Here is a 26,158-nt window from a genome sequence, read left to right on the forward strand (position 1 = left end):
ATTAGCCAGTTCTTAATTAGAAACACAACCATCACTTAAACAAACAAATGTTAAAGACTTTGATAAGTTTTCACTATTAAAGTATCCTCTAATCAAGGTTGTCTTAATTTTAATAATCTGACATTACTTCAAGTTTTGAACTTTTGTCATAACCACGCTTAATATTAAAAATCTATTAATCTTACTTTTTGTCTCAATTACTGGAATACACATCACCTAAACTAATGCCAAACAAATCAACATAATCAACAATTTTTGTGAACGAATGTCACACTAAGTTAAATTATATTGATTTAGATATTATTTATTATTCAATTTCTTTCTTTTGCCTATAAAATCCCTCAAAAAAAAGATGATAGCAGTGCATTTATAATCATTTGCCAACTGCTACTTTCCATATAATCAGTTGGAATTGGAAAATATGTTTTTCAGCGACTTCACTAGAAGGCCGATCGATGAAAGTAATCCAAGCGGCTCAAACCCTAATGGCTTAGACGATTTTGACGAAATAAAACGTCAAATAAATAACCTTAACAAAGTAACAGGCAGAGTTTCTTGGAAGACAGTGCAAACGCTGTCGAAAAAGATTCTAAGCACTCAAGGCAAAGACTTTCGTTGCAGCTGCTATTTTACGGTTGCAGCAACCTATAATGACGGTTTAAAAGGCCTAGTTGAAGGTTTGAACTCGTTGCTCGATTTATGTGTCGTGTACTGGTACACCGCTTACCCAGAGCATGCAAAAGCGAATGCCCGTATCAGCGCTATCGAATGGATGGTTGAATACACTGAGAAACGGATTAAAAAGCAACGTGCATTACCAGAGGAGCTTCCTCTTATCGAAGCGGCACATCAACTGTGCTTACGCATCGAGGAAGAGTTGCGCCTTCACTACGGAATTAAAGCCCCATCTTTTGGTCGTATCCGTCGTATCTTGAATCAGTGGATTGAAGAGATTAAGGAAGCAAAAGACAAGGAAGTCATGGCGTTAGAGGCGAAGCAACCAAAAACGGAAGTGCTAGCGCCATCAACAGGGATTAAAGTTGAAATCGCCCCTCCACCGAAAGTTGACTCCAAACAACCACCAGCAACGCCACAACCCGAGCCACAGAAATCGAGCCGATGGGTACTCTTGTCTGTGGTTGGTTTGTTAACAGCTGCATTGGCTTCTCACTTTATTTACAAACAGCATCAATACGAAACACTGAAAGATGATATCGAACACGCTTCACTGACAGAACTGACTGATATCGTTGGCTCGTTTAGCGTTGAGAACAAAGATCACCGCCTTTCTTTACGCTCAGCGACTGTAGAACGCCTTGATACATTGATGACCGATTGGACACTCGATCCAGTGAAGGTAAGTAAAGTAAACACCATTGATGAATTGACTTATGAGTTGACAGAAATCTACCCAGACTCGTCATCTGCTCAGCAACTTCGAGAGAATTTTTTAGACCAACGTTCTCGTTTCGAAAATGAATTCGATGTCATATACAAACGGTTTGCCTATGCTAGGACGGTATTTGCTAATGTCGCTAAACAGAATTCAGATAAAGACTCGAAGAAAGCGTATGAATACAGTAATTCGCTATTTCCACTTCTAGGTCGAATTGAATACGCAGAAAAGAACACGCAGCAAAAGGAAATTGAGCGCTCCCTCCTTTTACTGAACACCTACCTATATAAAATCAATCAGCTAAAAACTGCGTCAAACGACAATAAATAACAATACAAGTAAAGAAGTTATAGGCTTATGTTCAAACAAAAAATACTGAGAAACCCGATCGTGGTTTCTACCATAGTGGCTCTGGTTTTAGCCGCGATATTTGCAGCAGTATATTTATTCTTACTCGAAGATGCAGATAAGCTTTATCTATGGGTTGGTCTCGGAGTCATTGCCACCTTTTATCTTATATTCCAGTTTTCACTATGGCTTAAGAAAAAGAACAACTCAAAAGCTCAGCGTCTAGAAACAGAAGAAGAAGCCCTTTCGATGGTGATTCGCCCTCTTCTGTCTAATTCAGGCAAGAAGCCAATCTATCTTATGATTGGTAATAAAGCGTCTGGGCGACGTCAATTCTTGTTTAATTCAAGCGCAATTAAACCAATGGATCGTTCTCGCACTGCAAAAAACGATTTCTTTGAATGGTATGAATCTGACAGCGCGGTTTACGTCAAACCAGATCAGCGTCTCGTGTTCCAAGAGGTGTCAAGCAGCGATGCGTCACTGTGGAATACCTTTGTCGATGAAGTGATTCGTCACCGTCCGAGAAAGCCATTTTCCGGTTGCCTGTTCTTTACCGACTTTGAGTTCATGATTGTTTCTGAACCAGAGCAAAAAGATTACACCATCACCGCCTTATTGCAGCGTTTGAGTTCCATCAGTGAAAAAACCTCTTCAGCATTGCCTGTTTACCTGATGATGTCGAAACTCGACAAGCTGGATGGCTTCAAAGAATACGTGCATTTTAGCTCGCTTAAAACGCGTGTAGAGTTCTTGTCTATCCCTTTGAAAGAAGCGAAAGGTGTCATTACAGAGTATTACCGCGACGGTTACCGCAATCTAGTCAAAGTACTTGAAAGCAATGCATTAGACGCATCAGCAAACTCAACCGATATCGACGAGAAACAAGCAATCCTTGCGTTTCCTAAACAATTTGAACTTTGCCAAGCGGAAATCAGTTATGTACTTGAACGCCTTTGTGACGCGAACAGCGGCGTTTATTCTCTTGATATCCGTGAGATCTTCTTCTGCTCTAGCTTACAAGGTGGTCGCAAGTACAACCTGTTAGCAAAAAGCTGCAGCAATTACTTTAATTTGCCGATCATTGCTTCAGAGCACACACAACTGACAGAAACGCCCTACTTCTCTCGCTTCCTGATTGATTCTCAGATTTTGCCAGAGAGCGATTTTGCCGGTGAGAACAAAACGTACCTGCGTTTGATCCAACGTCAAAGCCATTTGGCTATGTTGGCGTCCGTTATCTTGTTGGCAGGCGGTACCTACTTCTTTGTTACGACACTAGACAGCAACTTGCGTGTGATTAACCAATTGCTTGGCATTGATGACAAAGGTCAGGTAGAGCAAGAAGCAAGCTTTAACCAGCTATTGGTTAATGCAACACGCGCAATTCAACCGTCATACAGCGCTTGGCTAGAAGGCTCTCGCGCCCTAGACGAAGAAGTCTTGCCACTGAACATCAGTCGCCTAGACCAAAGCACGAGACTGGCTTACGAAGCTTTGCTTAAAGAAGTCGCACAACAGCTTATGCCCGTTGTAGAGAGAGGTTACCGTCTCGAGTTGACTCACAATCAACATGATATTGCCGCGACGTTGCCATTGCTAAAAGGCTACTTGATGCTGAATGACCCATCAAAACGTGACATTCAGTTTCTACGTCGCCAAACACTGCAAACACTCAACGATTTGAGCGACAAGCCAGATGTTGTTAACCAAGCAATGCGTTACTTAGATGCCTACTTCCGCACTCAATTTGCACCGGTTGATATCAACATGGACATTGTGCGCGCGACTCGTCGCTCATTACTGGCTAACTCCAATGTAGATCTCGTTTACGCAGGCATTTTGAACCAGGCGGATGCCATTGACCTTGGCACGCTCGATCTTCAACGTGCCGTTGGTTTTGAGTTCAACAACGTGTTTAACGAACCGCTAGACGACAATCGACTTGTGATCGATAAGGTTTACACCTCAACAGGTTTTAGTACCTTCTATCGCCCTCGTGTTGATTTGATGTCACAACAAGTGATCAGCGATAACTGGGTTTTAGGTTTATCAAACCACGTGATTCCAACCAAGCAAGAGCAGGATGCGTTTAAGACTCAGGTTCGTAAGAAGTACACCGACGACTACATCAACTACTGGCGCAACGCACTGAGTGAGTTAAAAGTTCAGAACTACAGCAATGTGGGTGACCTGACGAACGCTATCGACCTTATTTCAGGTCCATCTTCGCCAATGACGACCGTGCTGAAGCAAGTTTACGCGAACACTCAGTTCTCTCCTGTTGGCGAGAAGAACGCGTTAATCGCTAAAGTGAACCCGAAACTCGCGGAAGCGGCAGACTCGGCATCAGAAGCAGTAGAAGAAGCCGTGCAGCCAGATTACCTACTCATGAAGCGTGTTGAGCAAGCTTTCCACTTGTTGAACCAACTTCAAGTCAGTGAAACACCAAACTCCCCTACTCCATGGGATGAAACCATTACAGCCTTGAGCCGTGTTCGTACTTACATGAAAGACATTGCTGATGCGCCTGATCCACAAATGGCTGCGTTGGCCGCTGCTCAACACCGTATGAACAGCACAGAAGCGGATCCACTTATCAAACTTAAGCAGATTGCTCAAAAGTCACCAGAGCCGGTACGCAGCTGGTTGCTTGATGTGGTTCAGCAAAGCTGGTCAGTGATGATTGCAGAATCAGCAAAAGGCATTCAAACCCAATGGTACAGCGAGATTTACACCAAGTTTAAAGAGCTAGGGCTTGGTAAATACCCATTTGATCTAAACGCGACAGAAGAAATCTCGATTGAAGACTTCGAATTGTTGTTTGCATCAGGTGGTTTGTTAGACACGTTTATTCAGAAGAACTTCGCACCGTTTTACGATACAAACTTGTGGACACCAAAACAGGTGGATGGCGAGACAATGCCACTTTCCCCTGCTCTATTGGTGCAATTGCGCAATTACAACGTTATCCGCGATACGTTGATCAATAAGAGCACAAACCGAGTTTACATCCCGTTCAGTGCGAAAGTATTAGACCTTGATTCCAGTGCTATCAGAGCCAGTCTGAAAATTTCAGACACTGATATCAACTACTATCACGGTCCGAGCCGAATTCGTGAGATGGAGTGGCCGCCGCAGAACGGTGACTTCAACATTAGTATCACGATCCAAGATGTGACAGACGAGGGCAAGCAGCACGTTCTTAATAAGAGTGGTCAGTGGGCGATATACAGATTGCTAGGTGATTCAACCCTGACAAACACTCATAACGGTAGCTTCGTCAGTGACATAAAAGTGTCTGGGAGGGACTTGAGCCTTCGTATCACTCCTTTGACACAGAAAAACCCATTCACTCTAGCCGAGCTGTATAACTTTACACTCCCAGAGTCGATTTAATAACTATATAAAAACCAGAATAGGCAGAACACATGATTTCAAACATGACTTTACAAGGCTTAGACAAGTTAGACCGCAAAATCCTTTCCAGTCTGTTATCAAACGGACGAGAGTCAATTGCGAATCTATCTAGAAACATCGGTTTGTCTCGTACTGCTGTCGCAGAAAGAATCAATAGGTTGGAAAAGACTGGGATCATCAAGGGCTACACTGCCCAGATCCGAGTCGAAAATGAGGGTCGCAAAGCAGCCAGCTATCTGCTGATCTCTTGTGAAAAGGGCAAGAAAAACGAAGTAACGAGTGCCCTTAAAGAGATTCCAGAGGTACGACTGACGAGCGTTGTGGGTGGTAGCTTCGACATTATTGCTCTTATCGAAGCTCCGGACCTTCAGTCTATTCACCACCTATGTAATGAAATTGAATCTTTCAGCGGAATTCAAAAACTCGATACGACGGTTGTACTCCACCAACCAATCAGTCGATAAGTTATTTGGTTCCCGCCGAACATTCTTTTCAGACTAAAAAGCCGCGAATACATCGCGGCTTTTTTTGTGTTCTTTTTTTACCTAACGCTTCTTACGCATCCGTTTCTTAATCATCGCTAAGCATTAGATGCTGCCAATCACGCGTATTTTAGCGTCTGCTTCGCTAGGGTTACCCAACCAAAACGTTTGACCTAAATGGTTCCCTTCCCCAGTACCCAGTTGGTTATCTGGAATAGAATCAAGGTTAACCGTCAGCTTTAGGTCCCAAGACATCGGGTCACGCAGAATAAAACGCATCAACCCCACTAGCGTCTTATGCAATTCGCCATCGTAGGAGAACTGTTTAAACGTCTCAAAATCAATGTTGTCGATGCACAAGTTAAACTTACCGTTCAAATCCGCAATGCTTTGACCCAAGTGCAAGCTTTGCCCCAACACACAGTTAGCGCGATTGAGCTTGTTACGCTGGCTTTCAGCGATTTCTACGCGTCTATAAACCCACTCTTCAATACGCACATTTGGCAGTGAAAAGTAGTGCGAAACAATACCGGATATCAGCTTAGGAGAGCGTGTACGTGTCGATAGCTGGTTAACGTAAGACAGAATCTTCGCTCGGTCTAGCTCCGCGACATCACAATCTTGCATCACGCCTGACAGACCAGCCAAATGCAGTATACGTCCCGAGAACGCGTCGCTTGCGCCACTTTGATATTGCACGTGATAACGATACTTCTTCCAAACTCGATACAACAAACTGGTGTAGCGGTTATGGAAAAAGTCGAAGAAGTCTTTTACCGGGTTATCATCGGGGTCGCGCCCTGCAAGCTTCTCCGTGTAAGAGGCTGGCAGTGGTGAACTTGAGCCATGCAAACCGAGGAAGTTAGTCTCAACACGAGAATACTGCTGCCCGTTTCTTTCCATATGAGTGATAAAGTCCATATCACTCTTCGGAAAGCACAGATTTGGCGACACACTGAACTCAATGCGTTCCTGATGGAAGTATTTGTTCTCACCAACCGCGACAAAATTGGAATTTGGCTCTAGTTGGTAGTGTTTCTCCAGCAAAAGCACCGCTTGGTAGAAGCTAAACTCATTCGACTTATCAGAAAGTGTATTAATCATAGAATCGTCTGCTGTCCGATCAGGCTTGCCCAGTTGTACACTTCGCCAGTGGCTTCATCAAACACTTCCAGTTCAGTAAAGGAGTTCACACTCGAATACAAACGGATGAATTCGTTCAGTACGGTTGCCATAAGGAACATATCGCCTTCATTCACGAAGAACTTAGAGTTGGTCACCAACTTGAATTGGTTACCACGTACAGAAACGCCACGGAACACGCGGTCAATTGGCTTCATCTCTGACGAAATAATGCCATCAAGTCGATGAATCGACGCGCGGTGGGCTTGTCTATCAACACGAGAATGGAAGTCGTACGTCGAGAGCAACACTTTCAACACATCGATATTTGCTAAAGACAAGTAGTTGAGCGACATGTTGGCAATCAGTTGCCATTGAAGCTCGCCGTTCACCTGAGGGCTTACCGATTGTGTTGGCTTCGTAATGTTTTTAAACGTCGCATACGTTGGCGACTTGTGGGTTGCGTAAGTGATGTCACCCACCGAAAGACGTTCTGCCAAATCCGCGTTGCTGCATTGCAGTTTCATCAATACGGTTTCAGTCCCAAGATCCGCAATGTCGCCATTGTGAGTATGGAATGAGATATAGCGCTCTAACCCTCTTCCGCTTACTCGCTCACCTACTTTGGATTTGTAGAACTCTCGTTTATCACGCTGGTTGATTTGGTGCTCAAACGACTCAAATTCGATTAATGGTTTACGACGGCGTTCGTCCTTACTCCAACTCTCCACTTGCTCAATCCCATACACTTCATAGTGTTCTTGAGTATTGCTTTGAGGGCGTACTTTGTATTCATTACGGCGATGCTCTAAGCGAATTGGATCACCGTCTTTCTCGAACAAGTTAACGGCTGGGGTGCAGTGTAGCCTTAAGTGCTTATCTTTAAGCACGACTTCTGAAGGCAAAGCACGCTTAAAGTGGAATTTGATTTTGACCGTACTGCGTTGCGGAATGCCTTTTAACCACTCTAAGCCCTTGATGTCGAAGAACATGAACTTATCTGGCAAAGAGAAGAATTCTTGTAGTAAGCGGTAACCTGCGAAGGAGTTTTTGCTGTAAGGCAACAGCGCTTCGTCTTCTTCATGCCCTACTGGCTTAACGTATTCTGGCCCTAGGCGATGTTTGTAGCCACCACCAACATCTAGCTCGACATAATCTAGGTAGCGGAACAACCATAAGAAGACGGTGCGAGTAATATGAATCTCGCCATGCAAGTGCAAGCGCAGCGTATCTAAGCCGATACGAGACAGCTCAAGACCATGTTCCGTTGATAACGTCACATCAATCGCTGAACTGGTGCGGCTGTTGGTTTGTTCGATGTTAGTGATCGTGATTGGGTACAGATTCACATCGTAGCAAGTGCGGAACAAACACTGCGTGCCTTCAACTTGTTCACTCGCCATCTCCGCGCCACGTTTCACCACGGTTTTCTCAGTAACACTTCCCGTATGTGGTTTCAGCTCACTGATGCACAAAGACGGAATTGAACGCATGTAATGCGGCCACAGCAAAGTCATCAGAGATTGCGTCAACTCCGGCAGTTCGTCGTCAATCTTTTCACGGATACGTCCGGTCAGAAAAGCAAAACCTTCAAGCAGTCGCTCGACGTCTGGATCGAAGGTTCCTTCCGACAGAAAGTGAGTTAGCTTTGGGTGATATTTGGCAAACTCACTACCCGACTCGCGCAAATACGTGAGTTCATCTTGAAAGTATTTACTGTTACTCAAGTGGCACCTACTAAACGTTAAATTGGCCGTCGGTTCCCATGTAGACATCGATCGACATTGGGACTTTACCGCCGTTATGGGAAACTTCGCCGCGAATACCAAAGCCGAGTTGTAATGGGTTATGGTGGTCTTCACGGTAATGAACCTCGACATTCAATAGTCGGGGCTCAAAGCGTTCTATGGTTGATGTGATGTTTTTTTGAATGTGGCGAACGAGGTTTGTGTTATTGGAAAGCACATCGTTGAAATCAGGTAGGCCGTACTCATCATCAATCATGGCGTTACCAGAATGTGTGTTCAATAAGTCGGCAAGGTGCGAATGAATAGACTCAATCAGGTGCTTGTGAGACACCACTTTCTCGTAGCAGTTTTTTGGCTCACCCAATTCAATCCGTTCTAGAAGACGATAACCTTTTTCCATGTTCGGTCCTACGAAAAAAGCAGCCAGTCTTCACTGGCTGCTTGATGGTTTCAGTAATGGGTTATTGGTCTAGTTTACCAACTAGAGACAAGTCGAAGCTTGCGCCCATGTACTTGAAGTGAGGACGTACAGACATCGATACTTTGTACCAACCTGGATCGCCTTCTACGTCTGATACCTCTACCTTCGCAGCGCGAAGTGGACGACGACCACGAACTTCCGCTGGCGGGTTCTCCTGGTCAGAAACGTATTGACGGATCCACTTGTTCAGTTCGATTTCTAGGTCAGAACGCTCTTTCCAAGAACCGATTTGCTCACGCTGTAGCACTTTGATGTAGTGCGCCAGACGGTTGATGATGAACATGTAAGGAAGCTGAGTACCTAGCTTGTAGTTCATCTCTGCTTGTTTGCCTTCAGGCGTGTTCGCAAACACTTTTGGTTTTTGAACAGAGTTTGCAGAGAAGAACGCCGCGTTGTCAGAACCCTTACGCATGGTTAGAGCAATGAAGCCCTCTTCCGCTAGTTCGTATTCACGACGGTCAGAAACAAGGATCTCTGTTGGGATCTTAGTTTCGATTTGACCCATTGCTTCAAAGTTGTATACCGGTAGATCTTGAACCGCACCACCACTTTGAGGACCAATGATGTTCGGACACCAGCGGTATTTAGCGAATGACTCACTGATCTTAGATGCCATCGCGTACGCTGAGTTGCCCCATAGGTAGTTGTCGTGGCTGTCTGTTACCTTCTCATCGTAGTCAAACGCCTTAATTGGGTTATCTTCTACAGAGTAAGGTGTACGTAGCATGAAGCGAGACGTACATAGACCTAGGTAACGCGCATCTTCGTGCTCACGCAGACCACGCCATTTCGCGTACTGTGGACCTTCGAATACAGACTTAAGGTCTTTTAGGTTTGGTAGCTCTTCGTAGCTGTCTAGGCCAAAGAACTTAGCCGATGCAGACGTGATGAACGGCGCGTGAGACATTGCGCCCACGTTCGCCATGTATTCCATCAATTTGATATCAGGCGTTGATGCTGACATGTCAAAATCACAGATTACTGCACCAACAGGTTTACCACCGAATTGGCCGTATTCACGTGTGTAGATCTGTTTGTAAAGACCAGACTTCACCACTTCTGGTGCGTCTTCGAAGTCATCAAGAACTTCATCTTTCTTCGCTGAGATCAATTCAATTTGAATGTTCTCACGGAAGTCAGTGTGGTCAACAAGGTACTTAAGACCACGCCACGTTGATTCAACCGCTTGAACTTCTTCGCTGTGAAGAATCGCATCAACCTGGTTCGACAGTTTTTGGTCGATTTCAGAGATCATCAGATCAACCAAAGATTGGTCTACTTTCTCTGTGTTCGAGCTGCTTAGTAGCTCACTGATGAATGCTTCTACGCCGCGTTTTGCAACGTCAAAACCTTCATCACTTGGCTTTAAACGAGTTTCGTTAAGAATGCTATCCAGAAGTGAGCCTGATTCAACTAAGGCTGCTTCTTGTTCTGGCGCTTGTGCTTCTGCAGACATGATATCCCTTACTCTTCTTTCGCTTCTTGGTCGGCGCCAATGCTTAGTTCATCCAACAGTTTCTTTCTCGCTTCTTCGTCTTGAAGAACCGATGCGATCTTCTTACGGAACGCAGGAACGTTTCCTAGAGGACCTTTCAGTGCAACCAAGGCTTCGCGAAGTTCAAGCAAGCTGTTTAGCTCAGGTACGCTTTTCGCGATTGCTTCAGGAGAGAAGTCCTTCATGTTTTGGAACGTCAGATCAACGCCGATTTGACCACCTTCTTCTTCAGAAAGACGGTTTTCAACATTCACTTTAACGTTTGGAGACATGCCTTCTAGCACTTCGTTAAAGTTGTCTTTATCGATATTGATTGGAGTACGTTCTTCGATTGGCGTCTCATCTGCACGTGCAGTAAAGTCGCCAACTACCATCATGCTCAGCGGCAGCTCTACGTCGTCTTGCGTATCACCAGTTGCTGGAACATAACGGATATTAATTCGCTCTTTAGGAGCCACCGAGCCGTCACGTGACATAATTAGTTCCTTATTTAACTCTTTAATTAGTCATAAATTGCTTTCCACTCTTCATACTTCTCAGGCAAAAGATCCTTACTTCTGAATAACTGATGGAGTGTTTTTCGAATCAGGTCTTCCAACTGTGACGATAAGTGGGGTTCCCAGCTCGCGAGATTAAACGCTTTTTGTACTTCCCAACCCTTCTCAAGATAAGGCAGACACAACGGGTATAATCCAACAGACTGGTAAGCTGCTATCAATTGTAAATACAGCATAAACTGTCCACGTCCCGAGCTATCCAGCTCGAGTTTGCGGGCAAGTTCTGCGGCATATTCCCCTAGGTTTTCTAGAGTGATATCCTCCATCGGCAGCGAATCTTCTTGCGAAATCACGACCGTTTGAACAACGGACTGAGACGTCGAAGAAGTTGCATCCTGAGTCGATAACCAGCTCAAGGTCGCTTCATCTGCAAATGGTAAAGAATTCTTAAATGAGAGGTGCTCGATGCCCTCTAGCGAATCAACAAAACGCTGCACTTCTTGTTTCACAGCCAGCGCTGCATCGTCAAAGCCCAAATTAATGAGCATCGAATACACGAAGTAATGACCTGTCAGCCAAAACGGCGCATCCGTTAGTGTGCGCTCTAAACGTTTAATGGTGTCGATGTCGCTTTCTTGATTGGCTTTATCTCGGTATTCCGCCTGTTGATCGGAAGACACCGCCAAGCTCAATGGCGTTTGATTGTTTTGATGATCAGGCAGACCATCAATATCATCCCAAGTCAGATGACGATAAATTCGGTAAGCCAGCGGATCACTTGGATTTGCATGAAGCATGACTTCTGCAACCTTCTTCAAGGTGCGCTTAGAAGCTGTCGGCGAAGAGAAATCCGTATCGACGTCCACTTCTTTTGCTACCGCTTTCTTAACTGGTGCAGCTTTAGGAGTCGGCGTAACCGTCTTCGCTGGAGCGGTTTGCACTTCGCTCTGTGCCGGCGTTTCTAATGCGGCAGGCTGCGTAGTGGGCGTAGATATCGCCTGTTCAACAGTGACCGATGCGTCATCGATTTGGTCATCAGCCGCAGCTTGTTGAGATAAGACGTTGAGCTGAGTGCGAATCTCAAAGAAATCCGCTTCTGAGTCTTGGTAAACATCGTCGAATTGTCGCTGAACCTCTTCAATGGTCGAAATACAGCTTGAAACCAACTCCCATGACTGAGCACTCTCTGCTAACTTACCGCTTACCAATTTAAACTGATGGTTCAGCCATTCGACCGCGCCATCTCTGCCGCGCTTTCGCGAAGGATAAAGTTCAACGCCAAAGCGACTTAACGCCTCACTAAGCAGCTTTAGACCTTGCTCAAAACCTAGAAGACCAAACTCTTCCGTTAGGGCGCGTACAAGGTAACAAATGGCTTTTAAGTCTTTGCTGTGGTGCTCTAGCACTTCAGTCGCATGCGTTTTTACGACGCCCCAATCGACCGTTTCACCAAACAGGGAACCGAATTTCTTTACTTCAGATTCCATCATCTCGAAGCAAAACTCGTAGCGAGCATCTTCACCCACTGGCGTTGCATCAGAGATAGGGGCCAATAAGCGTTCGATATCGATAACAGACATTAGCCTCTCCCCTCTGCTAGATAATCTCTCAGAGCGCGCTCAACGGCGATTGCACCACGTGCCGGGCGAGAAAGTTGATGACTTTTATCGATAGAATCCGTAGCCATGCTCTCAAGCAGATCGGTAATTTCACTAAACTTCTTCGGCGCGTTTCGCTCAAGGTCAGCCAGTGAATCGTGCAATTTTTGCTTATCAAACACCGATTGTTCAGTTACGGTGCTAAATAGAATGTATTCGCTACGAGCAACAATCAGATCCTTGACCTTTTTGTTCAGCGCCGGCGTGTTACCAAAATAAGTCTTAGCGGCCTTCGCCTCTTCAATGGCTTTGGTGTAGTAGTGATCTTTTGCGTGCTGCTCGATAGACTCATTGATGTTTGCCATTACTTTATTTGGCAACACTTGGCTGTAGAAGTAAGCTTCCGATTGATTTAGCAACCAAGCCGCTTTCATCTCTTCGTCGGCCAATTTAGCTTCACCATCAAGGATTAAATTCGCAATCTGCTCGTCTTTGCTTCCCGCAACAGCAGAGATTTTCATCGAATCAACCGACGCGACATTTAAACCTGCCATCACTTTGGTTAAGGTTTTATCCGCGTATGGGAATAGCGCACCATCATCGACCAGTTTTTCTCTTAACGTCACCAACTCTATACGCAAATCTACTAGCGTCTTCGGTAAGTCATCCGCTAGAGCTTGATAAGAGGTCAATTGCGCCTGATTATTTTTGTACAGCTTAGACAGTTTCATTTGCTGCACTTGGTAGGCTTCACGATAAGGTGCCGTCGACATAACGTCTTTTTCCATATCATTGAGCGCCTGCTCGATAGCCCATGGAGGCTGAGCCAAGAAAGAAGCGGTTTGTGCTGGTTTGATCGTACTCGCCAAAGGAGTTTCGTTTTGTGAAATTGTCGGTTCCGACTTCACAATCGTTTTCCACTCAGGCTGGTTTTGTTCGTATAAGTAATGGCCTGTAATTGCCATCACGCTCAATACCAAGCTAGCTTCGAGCACTTTAAAGCGACCGTAGCCGGCTTTGTCTTGAGGTTTACAATGCGTCAGCAATAAGTCGGCATTACGCAAGCTGCTGAAAATCGGCGCATTCGACTGTGAATCAATAGATTGAGTGTCAATGCGTGCAAGTTGCTGAGCAAAAGAAATTGCGGTGTAGCCATGCCCTCTTGGGTTATTAATCACTTGCTTGATCAGCTTCCAAATATGGTTTGGAATTAATGCCGGACGTTTGCGATCTTTTAATTGCTTGTGCCAAGCGTCACCAAAGATCGAACCAATAAATAAATGGCCCGTCAGTAATGCAAGTGAATAAACATCGTCTTGCGGTTCGGTTGTACCTGTCTCAAGATAAAGAGGTGAAGCGTAACTTAAACTTGCCTCAGCGTGAGACTCTGTCTCACCAATATAGCGAGCCGCACCAAAATCGATGAGCTTGACGTAGTCGCCTTCGCTAACCAAAACATTTGATGGTTTGATATCAAGATGGCAGATACCTCGGGTGTGCATAAATTCCAGCGCACCTGCAAGTTGGTACACTAACCAAGCAATATGGTCGTGACGGAAACCTTTAGAGGAGTGACGCTCCATTTTTTCTGCGAGTGATTCACCTTGAATCCACTCGTACATTAAGTATGGGCGTTCAAATTCGTTACCGATTTTAATGAAATCCGCAACGCTAGGATGTTGAGAAAGTTCTAATCTACTTGCCTCATTGACCAACATTTTATTGGCAATGTCTGGCGCATCTTCGTTGACGACTTTACAGCAGATTTGTTTTTCCGGTTGGCCTTTTTTGGCGAGATGGTAAACCGTAGTTCTACCATTTTTCGATGGCAGCGTGTCTAGAACATCAAATTGTGAAAAAAGTACGTACTCAAGCTTTGGCTTATTTTTCTGCGCCAACCTTTGCTCGTTCTGTTTCTTTTTCTCAATGGCTTTGACAACCAATTGATCAATATATCCTTTGGCTGCTCCCTGCTTATCAGACACTTTGCACTCTTTTATCGAACAAATATTATTAGGCCGAAATAATATTTGCTGAAACATCCTTGTTTCAAGGCTGGTATTTAAAACGAACAGTAACGCTATTACTTTAGTTATAATTACTAAGTTATTAGACTCTTTGACTTACGCTTTCACTACATAAGTTATGTTGTTTTCATCGATTAAATACCTTGCCGAGATTATGAGAGCATTTTAATAAGGTTTTGCGTGTTGTTTTGTCCTAGCACGCCAGTAATTGAAGCAACCCTTTGTCACCATTAAAATCAAACATTAATAGCGATGCAGGTTGGTTAAAATGATGATTTTTAACCGTAAATCCAATCAAAGCGAGTGAAGAACTACTGCCCATCGTGCCCCATAACTCATTGATAAGCTGCGGCTGTTCTGGATTGGTGAAACGTTCTGCTTTGGCCCCCAATGCAAAGCCGTAATCTTCCGTGTGCATACGGAGATTCGTCATATCGGAATACACTTCACCAAATGAATCGAGCTTTTTACTCGCGCGCTGAACAAGGCGAAACATGCCTCTTCGATCTGACGTATTTAATTCCGTATCAATATAGCCAAGCTGCGCTTGAGGTTTAAGTTTCAATGTTTCTACCGTATTTCTTCGGCAGAGAATTAAACCAGCCCCTCCCTCACTCGGAATAATGCCCCACGGATTATTGGTACTCATGACCATGGCATCATCAATGAGCGCTTGCATCGTATCCACCATAGAATCGACGCTAATACACATCATGGCATCGTATTTGTCCAAAGACTTCATAGCCTGTAGCACGAAGCTAGGCCCACTGGCGTGTACTACTTCGACCACAGAAAGAAAGTCAGAATAGTCACTTTCACCAAGCCATTCTTGCATCTTCACTAATGAAATTGTCGTTGGCACAGCAATAAGTAATGGAATCGGCTTCAAAGAACGAGGTAACTGCACAAGCAAGGAGTCCAGTAAATTTGCAGTTAATTCACACGTTTTTTCAAATAACACGCTCTCTTTTGTGTACTCGATTTTGGCAAACGTGAAACGCTCAATGCCGTCTTTACCAACCACTTGATCAAATCTCGCTAAATCAGCGTTTGCGACACTGGTTGCGATATCCAGATTCATGCCAGTAGGCGTCATTACTTCCATTCCCAGCACGTAACGGCCTGTTGAATTATGCATGTTCGCTTACCTCTTCCAACTTAGTGATCGATGTCGACACCAACAAATGCTCTTTACCCTGACAAGGAAACGCAGCGGTGTAACTGATTGATATGGTTTTCTTTTCAGCATCCACGAATAAGGTGTACATCGCCATATCAGCTTGGTAGCTGTTGCCTTTGAACGTCGCGATTGCGCGATATTTCTCTTTAGGAATTCGGAATGAAAGCGTGTCATCATGACAAAAACCACTCATCATCAAGCGCTCACCACCATGAAGAAAGCCCTTACATTGTTGATCAACAGGTGCGCTTTGGAAGAAACGCTTATCAAAGTCGAGCGGTAGCATTGGCTTGCGGTTTTCAATCCAATCCTCATCAAATGTCCCAGCCAGTTTTTGGCGCGATTCAAAGAAAGGAGGAACCGGACCAAAGCCCGCTACGCGAAGATTTTTCGAAGTAGAACTCCATTCTTCTCTCGGGTAGAAAACCGACGGTACTTTCTGTTCGAGCAGTTCTTTGTTGGAATCGGCAACCCCGCCACCAACTCGGTTACGTAAATCACCACCAATTGCACAGGTGTAATCAATGTCTTTTTCAATAAAAGGAGTAGGCTTACTGAGCGTGATACTGCCACCATGTTCAACCCAAACACGTTCACCATGAATCGCTAGGGTTTTGTCAATGTGGCCATCAATCAACACGCGACACTCTTGGTATGTCACTGGCTTTTTCGCGTAGCTGCGCGCTTTGCCGTAAACAAGCACATCTGTGTTGTCTTTGGTATACGCAAACTCGTGGTCAACTTTCATCGCAGAGAAACCTTCTTCGCCCAAATATTGGGGATCGTCGAAGATTTCGCTTTCACCTATTTCGTGCCAAACCACACCATCGAACTGCCAAGTACGTTTAGCGACCACAACCCACACTTCATCGCCGTTTTCGTCGCGTTGAAAACGACCTTTAAGTGATAGCTCAGGGTGCGCCTCAATATCCCATAACTGCATTGCTATTCCTTAAGTTAAATCGTTCGCTCGCAGAAGGTGCGGCCTTTAAATTGTTGAAGTTCCAGTCTTGCTGATGAATCGGCATCGCCATATCCCAAGGTACGTACGCTCTGGATTGAATGCAGATTTGGCGCCATAACCAATCGCGGAACAGCACATCAACGTTGGCATCTTGCATCGCAGCTAAAGTAGATTCGAAGCTCAATGCATAACCTAAGCGACTTGGTAGGTTTTGGACGTGTTTTTCATCTTCCACCCATTCATTGAGCAGGTAGACGATCTCTTCCCACTCATATTCGACACCAACCTCTTCAGGAGTCAGGGGTAGAAGCTTTCCGTAAACCACATACAAAGCTTGAATCCAAGTTTCACCGTCATCTTCTTCCAGAGTTTCCAAGTGCTCGATGATTTCTGGCACTAACTTCCAATCGCCACTCAGAGCAAAATCAACGGGGGCTAATGAAGAAGAGATATCAAATGCCTCAAACTCTTTGAGTTCTAATAGCTTCGCGAAAGTCAGCACTTGATCAGAAGGCAAACCACTCGGCTCAATACCAAAACACTGACGGAACCAGGTGCCTCTGTCGCGTTTAGTGATCAAACGTTCAAACAGATATTGTTCAGAGTTCGCATTGTCATTAATCCATTCAATCCCCTCTTCCACATCTTGCAATGCCAATAGAGGTAGCGCGATATTAGAACGTATAATTTCCGCTTTATGCCAACGTTTAATTAACGCAACACTCAAAGCTTGACGCAGACGCAAGCACTCGAAGTACAACGTACTCGATTTTGCCTTCCCCTCAATGAGTTCAGACATCACACTATCAATGTGTTCAACTGGAGATTGCGTGACAATGACCATGGCCGTTTTGGTATCTAACGCTTCGAGTAAACTCAATCCACATAAAAGATTATCCAACTCAGAGCCCAACTCACCCTGAAGCATCAACCAGCCGTAAATTTCCGGCTCCTGGCCTCTTAATTGATGAATCAAGCCCGGTGCTAATCGATAAAACGACAAGTAGACCTGCTTGAGCTCTTCAATTTGACGCTCGATCAGTTTGAGATACTCCAACTCACGACTTGGATAGCCCCGCTTGTGAATTTGAATTCGCTGCTTGATTAAAAATCCGATGCTTTCAGAAGCAATAGACAGCTTTTCATTACAAAAGCTCAGCCAAGTTGGCGGTAATTGGGAAAGGTCGTTCACAGCACGCTCAGCTCTTGTTAACGCGCCTTCGACTTCTTGATTGGTTATTGGTGCCTTTAGGTGCTCGACACCGATTCTTTGTCGCATCTACTTATCCGTTTTTAGCGTGCGATAACGCGATTGCAATTAGTTAACTCGAGTGGCTAGTCAATTCGTTACCACGAGATAAAGAGTTAAAACGAGCTAACTAGTTAATTGCGATCGTTCCGCCTTGAATTTTTTGTGCTTTCTCTGCTTGAGAAGTGACGTATTTCGCTTTAGTGGTAATTCGGCTATCACGCCCGCTGTAGCGAGTTTCTGTCTCACCACTTCTAACGATCAGTTCTTGCTCTGTCTCGATGACCATCTTCTTTGCTCGCAGTACAAACTCCTCAGAGTCATCCAAAATGGAGAAGAAAATGTCCGTCACAAGAGGCAAGCTTAAGTCGTCGTTCAAAAACTCGATTCGACAACTTAATCGATTATCGATAGCCATTTGTAGCTCAGAGCGACGAAAGCCACGCCCTAACCTTGCGGTAAGTGGTTGGTTAAATGGGTTGCCATCAAAATCAACGCGGACACTGCCCGTTGATTCGTTGATGGCGACTATGGTTCCAAAACGCGAAAAGCAAGCCGGTGAATCGGCTTGCTGCTTCGTGATGGTTTCTGTAATAAGAGGTTGTTTTTCCATCATTAGTTAATCGCTACGTTACCACCTTTCACGACGACTTTATCGCTACCTTCAATGGTGATTGAAGAACCAGAGAGCTTGATTGAACCGTCGCTGTTCATCACTAATGAAGAACCGCCGGTTTTCAGCACAATCTTGTCCCCACTGATGATTTGCGTTGCGCCATCGGCTTTGTATGACGTATTACCTTTCACCGACACGGTTAAGTTGCCGCCAACGGTTTGGTTATCGTCCGCGCCAATGTCTGAGCTCTTCGATGCACCAACGGTTAAGTTGCTGTTTTCACCCACATCCAGATCATCATTCTTGCCAATCTTGGTCGTGCGGTTATCACCAATCTCTAAATCAGAATTGTTTTTCACATACTGAGTTTCGTTGGCGTTGTAAGTAACAGTGACGTCTTGCTCTACGGTTTCCGTAAAGGTGCTGTTTACTTGTGTTGTCTTGTGACCATCAATGGTTTCTTTGTGATCACCGTGTACTTCGTTAGTTTGATGACGCGCTACCTTTAAGAACTCATCCTGACCGATGTCTCGGTAACGGTTGTTGAGTACTTTCGTCGACATGTCTTTTTGAGCGTGAATGTAGACTTCTTCTTGGTTCGCTTCGTCTTCAAAGCTCAGCTCGTTATAACCAGTGCCTTTGTGCGTTTGAGTACGGAACGTGGTACGCGTTTTGTTCTCTGGTAACGAGTACGGAGGGAAATGTAGGCCGTTATAAACCGCGCCAGTCACTAGTGGACGGTCTGGATCCCCTTCAAGGAAGGTCACTACCACTTCATGGCCAATACGTGGTAAATAAACCGCACCCCAAGTAGGAGCCGCCATAGATTGGCTTACACGAATCCAACAACTCGCATGTTCATCATTATCGCCATAGCGATCCCAATGGAACTGAACTTTGATTCGTCCAAGCTTATCGGTGTAGATCTCTTCGCCTGCCGGGCCAACCACAACAGCAGTTTGCGGGCCGTCAACAAGTGGCGCAGCCATTTTTGGTGCTTTAAATACCACATCGCGTGGAATACAAGAAAACTGGTTGTAGTAGGTAGTCGGCATCCCACTGGTTTCGTCCTCATGCACTTGCGGATCTTGCCCTGTATGCATGACGGACAGCATGATGTAATCACGGTTAATTTCTGAACGAGGATGCTCACCGATATTGAAGCTGTAACCAGACGCCAAACGCATTACATCACTGCTTGCTTCCACTTGTTGGTTGTCCACAATGTGCTCAGACATCCATTCCGTCGTTCTCACCTGCCCCATTGCAGGATCAACATAACGACCTGGATAATCAAACTGCTTCAAATCTTGGTCAAGGTCACCCGCGTGCGTCATCTCTTGCGGGATCTTTGGCTGCTCGTAGTTGTAATCCGTGTACGTAACCTGACCAGTTCGAACGCGATTAACAAGCTCTAGATCAGAGATGTGCTCGCGATCAGCAACACCGCCGCCATCAGCGTGAAACACAATCGGTCCGATGTATGATGCATTGATTGGTGAGCTCACCAAAGGCGCGATGGCATCGTTACTATCAACAATCACCATGGTGTGGTTTGAATCGGTATGGTCAAAGTAATACCACATACCGTGCTCAGCCATCATTCGTTGAACGAAGTGCAAGTCAGATTCGCGATATTGCAGAACGTATTCTTTTGGAGGGTAAGTGCCCGAGACTTCAAATCGATAATCAGTAACCGCTCCATCATCTAACACTTCCGTGATGATATCTTGCGCTGACTTTTGTTGGAAAATGCGACAATCTTGGCGCTGAGATAAGAACCAAGCTTGAGGAACCAAAACCAATTGATAGCGAGAAAAACGACGCCCCGTACCTAGGTAACGAACTTCGTTTACTACGCCGTTGAATACGCGCGCAGCACCGACACCCTGTCCATAAAGAGTCAGCGTGCCCGCTTTACGAATGAGAGCATCAAAAGAGATATCTGGATCAAGTGAAAGTAATGAGAGACTGATGTGAAAAGGCTTCGAAAGCTCTTCATTCACTTGAAAGCTTTCTACTCGAAACTCGTGCCCACACCCTGGCACTTCAAATTTAAATTCTACGTCATTCACCATATCTTTTACCTGATACAAATAATCGAATTAGGGCCAACAATTGTTGGCCCTGAATCTTTACGCAAAAAGCAATTATGCTTCGCGTGGAGCACGCCAGTCGTCGTTACCAGCTGTACCACAGTTTTCGTGAGTTACTTCGATTGCACGGTAAGTCAGCTTAAGAACTTCTTCTGTCACGCGGTCTGCAGTTGCAGCATCTTGACAGTGGTTCATGCGAGTTTGGATATCTACAAGTAGCGCATCAATCAGTTTGATTGAGTAGTAGTGCTCTTGCTTACCTTGAACTGAAGTACGGTAGAAACGAATCACACACTCAGGAAGTTTTTCACCAGATACTAGTGCGTTGAATAGTAGTGGAGAAGAACGGTCTTGAACTTTAGTTACAACAAGTGGGCGGTGTACACGTTGACCTGTTGGCTGACCGCTTTGTGGGTCACGTGGCACTGTTAGTACGTGGTCTAGCTCTTGTACTAGGAACTCATCAACGTGAGCTTCTTGCCAAGTGTTACCTACAGAATCTGCAGAGTAAGTATCTTTAGTGATGTGACCTTGAGTTTCACCTTGGATAGACATATATGCTGGAGTTGGCATCGTTATTTCCTTTTCTAAAATCTGTTTTGTTTAAATCACCAAATCGCTTATCACCGCGACTACTTGGTATAATCAAACTCCGTGCCAACTCTTATAAACCTTTAAATACAACAACTTAGAGAGAAATCAGCTTTATTTATCAATTTATTAAGTACAATTTATTGGATGAAAAACCAAAAAGTTGGATTCAAATAATAATAAATTGTTTCGATTATAAAAAGTGAAAATAACCATATATTTAAGGCAGAATAAAGTTAATAACACTAGCAATTTAGGCACATTAACCAATAATTAATTCACAATAACAATGAATATTTGTCAGTGGTAAATATTCACACTAATATCATCATTAAAATCACCAACAAACGATAGTCAAAATATCTTGATAAAAAAACCGCACTGTCACTTTTAGTATAATAGCCGCTACCTCTTTTCCTCTAAAGAATAAAATGGCTATGATAAATATAAACCTTTCTTCATTAATTCAGCGTCTACACCCGATTGCAAAAGTGGCATTAGAAGACGCCGCTGCACTTGCAGTCTCTGAAAAAGCAAACGAAGTTCAAATTGAGCATTATTTACTGAGTCTATTAGAAAGGCCAAATAGTGATTTTGACGTCTTATTAAGTCATTTTGATTGTTCTGAGAACTTATTAAGACAATCGGTTCGATCCACACTCGACACCAACGCCAAAGGAAATGGCAGCAAACCTGTTTTTTCTGCTTTATTAATCGAATGGTTACAAGAAAGCTGGCTGGTTTCTTCTTTAGATCTATCCGAAACACAAATCCGCTCTGGCGCCCTACTCCTTACTCTTGTTAGCAACCCTCTACGTTACGGCCAACACGGTTACGCCTCTATCCTTGAAGCGGTAAACCCTGACAGCCTTAAGCGTAACTTTGCAGAGCTAACCAGCCACTCTATTGAGGCGCAAGTCGCGACTTCTGAGAAAACACAAGCTCGTGAAGATGGTTCAGCACTGAGCAAGTTCACGACCGACTTCACTGGTAAAGCACGCAAAGGCGAAATCGATCCTGTTTTCTGCCGCGACCAAGAAATCCGCCAAATCGTAGACATTCTTGCTCGTCGCCGTAAAAACAACCCTATTGCTGTTGGTGAACCGGGCGTTGGTAAAACCGCAGTAGTAGAAGGCTTAGCACTTAAGATTGTACAAGGTGACGTACCAGACAACCTCAAAGGTGTTGAGCTTTACGGCTTGGACATGGGTCTTCTGCAGGCAGGTGCAAGCGTAAAAGGTGAATTCGAAAAACGCCTAAACGCGGTATTGGATGAAGTGAAAAATTCGCCAACCCCTATCGTTCTTTTCATCGATGAAGCACACACCCTTGTTGGTGGTGGCAACCAAGCGGGCGGCAGCGACGCTGCAAACTTGTTAAAACCTGCCCTAGCACGTGGTGAAGTGAAAACCATCGCTGCAACAACATGGTCGGAATACAAGAAGTACTTTGAGAAAGATCCTGCCCTTGCGCGTCGTTTCCAATTGGTGAAACTCGACGAACCATCTCCAGAGCAAGCAGCATTGATCATTCGTGGTCTTCGCCCTGCATACGAGAAGTCACACAATGTTTACGTGCGTGATGACGCCATCACTGCTGCGGCAGCACTTTCTGCTCGTTACATCTCTGGTCGTCAACTGCCAGACAAAGCGATCGATGTACTAGATACGGCGTGTGCACGAGTGAACATCAGTCTTAATGCCATTCCTGCTTCTGTTGAGACTCTGCAGCAAGAACTTGCAGCTCAACAGCGCGAGCTAGAAGCTCTTGAACGTGATGCTCTGCAGCAAACTGGCGACAAGCACAGCCTTGCTAACATTCCAGACCTAAAACTGGCAATGGAAACAACGAAAGAAGAGCTAGCAGAGCAAGAAGCCCAATGGCACAAAGAAAAAGAGCAGATCCAAGAGATGATTACTCTACGCTCTCGCTTGCATGAACTGGTGTTTGGCGAAACAAATGAAGAAGAGCTTGTTGCAGACGAAGATTCAGAACAAGAGCAAGACGTTTCTCCATATGCAGAAATGGATGAAGAAGCCGTTCGCATTGCAATTTCAGCCTGCCAAGAACAGTTAGACGCAATCCGTAGTGGCAACCCATTGGTTCACTTTGAAGTGGGTCCAGATGAAGTTAGCCACGTGATCTCGGACTGGACTGGTATTCCAATGGGTAAGATGCTTCAAGACGAAGCAGAAACCACACTAAAACTGAAAGAAAGCCTAACACAGAGCATCAAAGGCCAAGAATACGCTATCGATGCACTGTCTGAAGGCATCCAAACAGCAAAAGCTGGCCTAGGAAACCCAGATGCACCGACGGGCGTATTCCTGCTGGTTGGCCCAAGTGGTGTGGGTAAAACCGAAACGGCTCGTGCGATCGCTGACCAAATGTTTGGTGGTGAGCGCTTTATGACGACCATCAACATGTCTGAGTTCCAAGAGAAACACACGGTATCTCGCCTAATTGGTTCACCTCCGGGTTACGTAGGTTACGGTGAAGGCGGCATGCTGACAGAAGCGGTACGTCAGCGTCCATACTCTGTTGTACTTCTTGATGAAGTAGAAAAAGCCGACCCAGAAGTGTTGAACCTGTTCTACCAAGTGTTCGACAAAGGTACGCTGAACGATGGCGAAGGCCGCACAATCGACTTCAAGAACACGCTGATCATCATGACCAGTAACCTTGCAACGCACGAGATCGAATCTTTGGTTCATCAATCAAAAGACATCGATGCAAACATCATCGCAGAAGCTATCCGCCCTACTTTGAACCAACACTTCAAACCGGCACTGTTGGCACGTATGTCGGTACTGCCATTTGTTCCGCTTTCTGATGAAGCGATGACAGAAATCATTCACCATAAGCTGAACAAAGTTTCTCAGCGTCTACAGAGCCATCACAAGCTGTCTCTGAGCTACGAAGAAAGTTTGGTTGAGTTCGTACTAGGTAACTGTCGCCTTGCTGAAACGGGCGCGCGTAACATCGACGCGGTTATCAACCGTCAGTTACTGCCTCAGCTCTCGACTCAGCTACTAGTGCATGACAAGGATGATTCACATACGCAAATCGAAGTGTCTGTCGATGAGCAAGGAACACTAACCTATGCGTTCAGCTAACCATAGCGAACTTAGCAACGCCCTACTTGCGATCAGCCAGTCTTTGGCTGATCGCAGCCAGCTAACTCAAACATTGGACGCTGTGTTGACCGCTGCGAGACAAATGACCCTCGCAAAGCACGGCATCATTTATGTTTTGGACCAGACTGGCCAGGCGTTGATTCCAAGTACCGCTCACCATAACGATAAAACGATTGTTTCCCACCCTTGGGAGGCATTGCAGATTGATTCCGCTAGTGAGAACGACCCATTTAACTTTGCCATTCGCAATGGTGAAGTGGTATTGATTAACGAGTTGTATAAGTACAACGGCTATGACTGTGACAGCATCTATCAAACTGAGCAGACGCTAGGGTTAAAAAGCGAGAACTTACTGGCTTGGCCTTTGATTGATAGCGAAAGTAAGACCATTGGACTCTTGGTCTTGCTCGATTTAAGTGTTATCGACAATGAGGCTGCATTGACCGAGTTTTGTCGTATGGCCGCAAGTAATATTCGCCAAGCCGTTTGGTTAGAGCAATATGGGCAAGTGATTAAAAGCCTCAGTGCCGATAATCAAGCCCTAGTGCGTGAGAACACTCAGCTCAAAAAGCGTACCCAAAAAACCTATCAAGGTCCTATTGCAGAGAGCGAAGAAATGCTCAGTGTTTTGAATCGTCTTGATAAGGTGTTATCTCTTCCTGTCGACGTTCTGTTGCGTGGTGAAACTGGTGCCGGTAAAGAAGTGATCGCGAAATACATTCACGAAAACTCTAACCGAGCAGAACAGCCTTTGATCGTGCAAAACTGTGCGGCTATTCCAGAGCAGTTATTGGAATCTGAGCTTTTTGGGCATAAGAAAGGTTCATTTACGGGCGCAGACAAAGACAAAGTCGGCCTGTTTGAAGCAGCCAACGGCGGCACACTATTCTTGGATGAGATTGGTGATATGCCAATGCTACTGCAGGCAAAATTGCTGCGTGTGCTACAAGAACGTAAAGTTCGCCCAATCGGCACCAGCAAAGAGATTGAAGTGGACGTTCGCGTTATCGCCGCAACCCACTGTAATCTTATGCAGCAAATCAAAGATGGTGGGTTCCGTGCTGACTTGTTCTATCGCTTGAATGTATTCCCGATTACATTGCCCCCTTTAAGAGCCCGTAAGTCGGACATCCTCCCTCTCGCAGAGCACTTCGTGCAACACACCACAAACACGCTAGGTTTACCGCAAGCGCCGGGGTTAAGTGCCAACGTCCGTAAACAACTTCTTGCATACTCTTATCCGGGTAACGTACGTGAGCTCAAAAACATCATCGAACGCTCAGTACTACTGTCCGATTTTGAAACCATCACTCACATCGAGTTTGGTGAACAAATCCCAGAAGATACGCCAAGTGTTGAAGTCAAAGCGGCGTCACCTGCCCCAGAGCAACCTGCTTACGAGCCAGCACAAGCGGATTTGGAAGACGCTTCAATGGGCCTTAAGGACGTTGTCAGCCAATACGAACGCACAGTGATCATCGATTGCTTAAATGCCTGTAATTGGCACACCAAGAAAGCAGCTGAGCAATTGGCACTTCCAATGAGCACACTCAACCATAAAATGAAGAAATACGATATTTCTGCAGCTGGTTAAGCGAGAAGCGAGAAGCGAGAAGCGAGAAGCGAGAAGCGAGAAGCGAGAAGCGAGAAGCGAGAAGCGAGAAGCGAGAAGCGAGAAGCGAGAAGCGAGAAGCGAGAAGCGAGAAGCGAG

Annotated in this window: 18 protein-coding genes; 5 read left to right on the top strand and 13 right to left on the bottom strand. The window is 45.2% G+C overall.

Features of this window, described 5'->3' with window-relative positions; all coding sequences use genetic code 11:
• The first annotated feature begins 421 nt into the window (after positions 1 to 421).
• From A9237_RS22055 to A9237_RS22065, 3 genes are read left to right on the top strand one after another with little or no spacing between them, the layout of a single operon-like run.
• On the top strand, positions 422 to 1,726 hold the full coding sequence (locus A9237_RS22055) for a type VI secretion system ImpA family N-terminal domain-containing protein (RefSeq protein WP_078609683.1): 1,305 nt from the start codon (positions 422 to 424) through the stop codon (positions 1,724 to 1,726).
• Positions 1,727 to 1,753: 27 nt separating this feature from the next.
• The gene (tssM, locus tag A9237_RS22060) at positions 1,754 to 5,143 is read left to right on the top strand and encodes a type VI secretion system membrane subunit TssM (RefSeq protein WP_061009535.1); all 3,390 of its coding nucleotides are present in this window, start codon (positions 1,754 to 1,756) and stop codon (positions 5,141 to 5,143) included.
• Positions 5,144 to 5,175: 32 nt separating this feature from the next.
• Complete coding sequence (locus tag A9237_RS22065; RefSeq protein ID WP_009705245.1) at positions 5,176 to 5,628, top strand: Lrp/AsnC family transcriptional regulator; 453 nt, start codon at positions 5,176 to 5,178, stop codon at positions 5,626 to 5,628.
• Between the two features lie 123 nt (positions 5,629 to 5,751).
• Here A9237_RS22065 and tssG read toward each other — a convergent pair whose 3' ends face one another.
• From tssG to A9237_RS22130, 13 genes are all read right to left on the bottom strand, one after another.
• Complete coding sequence (gene tssG, locus A9237_RS22070; protein WP_078609684.1) at positions 5,752 to 6,750, bottom strand: type VI secretion system baseplate subunit TssG; 999 nt, start codon at positions 6,748 to 6,750, stop codon at positions 5,752 to 5,754.
• Complete coding sequence (gene tssF, locus A9237_RS22075; RefSeq protein WP_020195814.1) at positions 6,747 to 8,495, bottom strand: type VI secretion system baseplate subunit TssF; 1,749 nt, start codon at positions 8,493 to 8,495, stop codon at positions 6,747 to 6,749. The genes tssG and tssF overlap by 4 nt, the downstream gene beginning before the upstream one ends.
• Before the next feature lie 10 nt (positions 8,496 to 8,505).
• A complete protein-coding gene (tssE, locus tag A9237_RS22080; protein WP_020195813.1) occupies positions 8,506 to 8,916 on the bottom strand; it encodes a type VI secretion system baseplate subunit TssE in 411 nt (136 codons plus the stop codon).
• A gap of 61 nt (positions 8,917 to 8,977) precedes the next feature.
• Positions 8,978 to 10,453: a type VI secretion system contractile sheath large subunit gene (tssC, locus tag A9237_RS22085; RefSeq protein WP_005437988.1), complete on the bottom strand. Its 1,476-nt coding sequence runs from the start codon at positions 10,451 to 10,453 to the stop codon at positions 8,978 to 8,980.
• An 8-nt stretch (positions 10,454 to 10,461) separates the two neighbouring features.
• Positions 10,462 to 10,968, bottom strand: a complete 507-nt coding sequence (gene tssB, locus A9237_RS22090; protein ID WP_005437995.1) for a type VI secretion system contractile sheath small subunit — start codon at positions 10,966 to 10,968, stop codon at positions 10,462 to 10,464.
• A gap of 26 nt (positions 10,969 to 10,994) precedes the next feature.
• A complete protein-coding gene (gene tssA, locus A9237_RS22095) occupies positions 10,995 to 12,569 on the bottom strand; it encodes a type VI secretion system protein TssA (RefSeq protein ID WP_078609685.1) in 1,575 nt (524 codons plus the stop codon).
• Positions 12,569 to 14,572 (bottom strand): serine/threonine protein kinase, encoded by a 2,004-nt coding sequence (locus A9237_RS22100; protein ID WP_078609686.1) that lies wholly within the window; start codon positions 14,570 to 14,572, stop codon positions 12,569 to 12,571. The genes tssA and A9237_RS22100 overlap by 1 nt, the downstream gene beginning before the upstream one ends.
• Positions 14,573 to 14,807: 235 nt before the next feature.
• A complete protein-coding gene (locus tag A9237_RS22105) occupies positions 14,808 to 15,752 on the bottom strand; it encodes a hypothetical protein (protein ID WP_078609687.1) in 945 nt (314 codons plus the stop codon).
• Positions 15,745 to 16,737 (bottom strand): DUF2169 family type VI secretion system accessory protein, encoded by a 993-nt coding sequence (locus tag A9237_RS22110; protein WP_078609688.1) that lies wholly within the window; start codon positions 16,735 to 16,737, stop codon positions 15,745 to 15,747. Before A9237_RS22110 ends, A9237_RS22105 begins: the two co-directional genes overlap by 8 nt.
• On the bottom strand, positions 16,718 to 18,037 hold the full coding sequence (locus A9237_RS22115; RefSeq protein WP_078609689.1) for a hypothetical protein: 1,320 nt from the start codon (positions 18,035 to 18,037) through the stop codon (positions 16,718 to 16,720). The genes A9237_RS22110 and A9237_RS22115 overlap by 20 nt, the downstream gene beginning before the upstream one ends.
• A gap of 100 nt (positions 18,038 to 18,137) precedes the next feature.
• Complete coding sequence (locus A9237_RS22120) at positions 18,138 to 18,623, bottom strand: hypothetical protein (protein WP_078609690.1); 486 nt, start codon at positions 18,621 to 18,623, stop codon at positions 18,138 to 18,140.
• On the bottom strand, positions 18,623 to 20,701 hold the full coding sequence (locus A9237_RS22125; RefSeq protein ID WP_005438008.1) for a type VI secretion system Vgr family protein: 2,079 nt from the start codon (positions 20,699 to 20,701) through the stop codon (positions 18,623 to 18,625). The genes A9237_RS22120 and A9237_RS22125 overlap by 1 nt, the downstream gene beginning before the upstream one ends.
• Before the next feature lie 72 nt (positions 20,702 to 20,773).
• Positions 20,774 to 21,292, bottom strand: a complete 519-nt coding sequence (locus tag A9237_RS22130) for an Hcp family type VI secretion system effector (RefSeq protein WP_009705234.1) — start codon at positions 21,290 to 21,292, stop codon at positions 20,774 to 20,776.
• 455 nt (positions 21,293 to 21,747) lie between these two features.
• On the opposite strand from A9237_RS22130, the gene tssH reads away from it, so the two are divergent.
• Both tssH and A9237_RS22140 read left to right on the top strand, forming a co-directional pair.
• Positions 21,748 to 24,426 (top strand): type VI secretion system ATPase TssH, encoded by a 2,679-nt coding sequence (tssH, locus tag A9237_RS22135; RefSeq protein WP_078610240.1) that lies wholly within the window; start codon positions 21,748 to 21,750, stop codon positions 24,424 to 24,426.
• On the top strand, positions 24,413 to 26,041 hold the full coding sequence (locus A9237_RS22140; protein WP_078609691.1) for a sigma-54-dependent Fis family transcriptional regulator: 1,629 nt from the start codon (positions 24,413 to 24,415) through the stop codon (positions 26,039 to 26,041). The genes tssH and A9237_RS22140 overlap by 14 nt, the downstream gene beginning before the upstream one ends.
• The last annotated feature ends 117 nt before the right edge of the window (positions 26,042 to 26,158 follow it).

It is taken from the genome of Vibrio owensii, assembly GCF_002021755.1.
Classification (GTDB): domain Bacteria; phylum Pseudomonadota; class Gammaproteobacteria; order Enterobacterales; family Vibrionaceae; genus Vibrio; species Vibrio owensii.

Bases quoted from the DNA above. Each gene is read 5' to 3' on its own strand.
- A9237_RS22055 (WP_078609683.1), top strand. From the start codon at position 422: ATGTTTTTCAGCGACTTCACTAGAAGGCCGATCGATGAAAGTAATCCA.
- tssM (WP_061009535.1), top strand. From the start codon at position 1,754: ATGTTCAAACAAAAAATACTGAGAAACCCGATCGTGGTTTCTACCATA.
- A9237_RS22065 (WP_009705245.1), top strand. From the start codon at position 5,176: ATGATTTCAAACATGACTTTACAAGGCTTAGACAAGTTAGACCGCAAA.
- tssG (WP_078609684.1), bottom strand. From the start codon at position 6,750: ATGATTAATACACTTTCTGATAAGTCGAATGAGTTTAGCTTCTACCAA.
- tssE (WP_020195813.1), bottom strand. From the start codon at position 8,916: ATGGAAAAAGGTTATCGTCTTCTAGAACGGATTGAATTGGGTGAGCCA.
- tssC (WP_005437988.1), bottom strand. From the start codon at position 10,453: ATGTCTGCAGAAGCACAAGCGCCAGAACAAGAAGCAGCCTTAGTTGAA.
- tssB (WP_005437995.1), bottom strand. From the start codon at position 10,968: ATGTCACGTGACGGCTCGGTGGCTCCTAAAGAGCGAATTAATATCCGT.
- tssA (WP_078609685.1), bottom strand. From the start codon at position 12,569: ATGTCTGTTATCGATATCGAACGCTTATTGGCCCCTATCTCTGATGCA.
- A9237_RS22105 (WP_078609687.1), bottom strand. From the start codon at position 15,752: ATGCATAATTCAACAGGCCGTTACGTGCTGGGAATGGAAGTAATGACG.
- A9237_RS22110 (WP_078609688.1), bottom strand. From the start codon at position 16,737: ATGCAGTTATGGGATATTGAGGCGCACCCTGAGCTATCACTTAAAGGT.
- A9237_RS22115 (WP_078609689.1), bottom strand. From the start codon at position 18,037: ATGCGACAAAGAATCGGTGTCGAGCACCTAAAGGCACCAATAACCAAT.
- A9237_RS22120 (WP_078609690.1), bottom strand. From the start codon at position 18,623: ATGATGGAAAAACAACCTCTTATTACAGAAACCATCACGAAGCAGCAA.
- A9237_RS22125 (WP_005438008.1), bottom strand. From the start codon at position 20,701: ATGGTGAATGACGTAGAATTTAAATTTGAAGTGCCAGGGTGTGGGCAC.
- A9237_RS22130 (WP_009705234.1), bottom strand. From the start codon at position 21,292: ATGCCAACTCCAGCATATATGTCTATCCAAGGTGAAACTCAAGGTCAC.
- tssH (WP_078610240.1), top strand. From the start codon at position 21,748: ATGATAAATATAAACCTTTCTTCATTAATTCAGCGTCTACACCCGATT.
- A9237_RS22140 (WP_078609691.1), top strand. From the start codon at position 24,413: ATGCGTTCAGCTAACCATAGCGAACTTAGCAACGCCCTACTTGCGATC.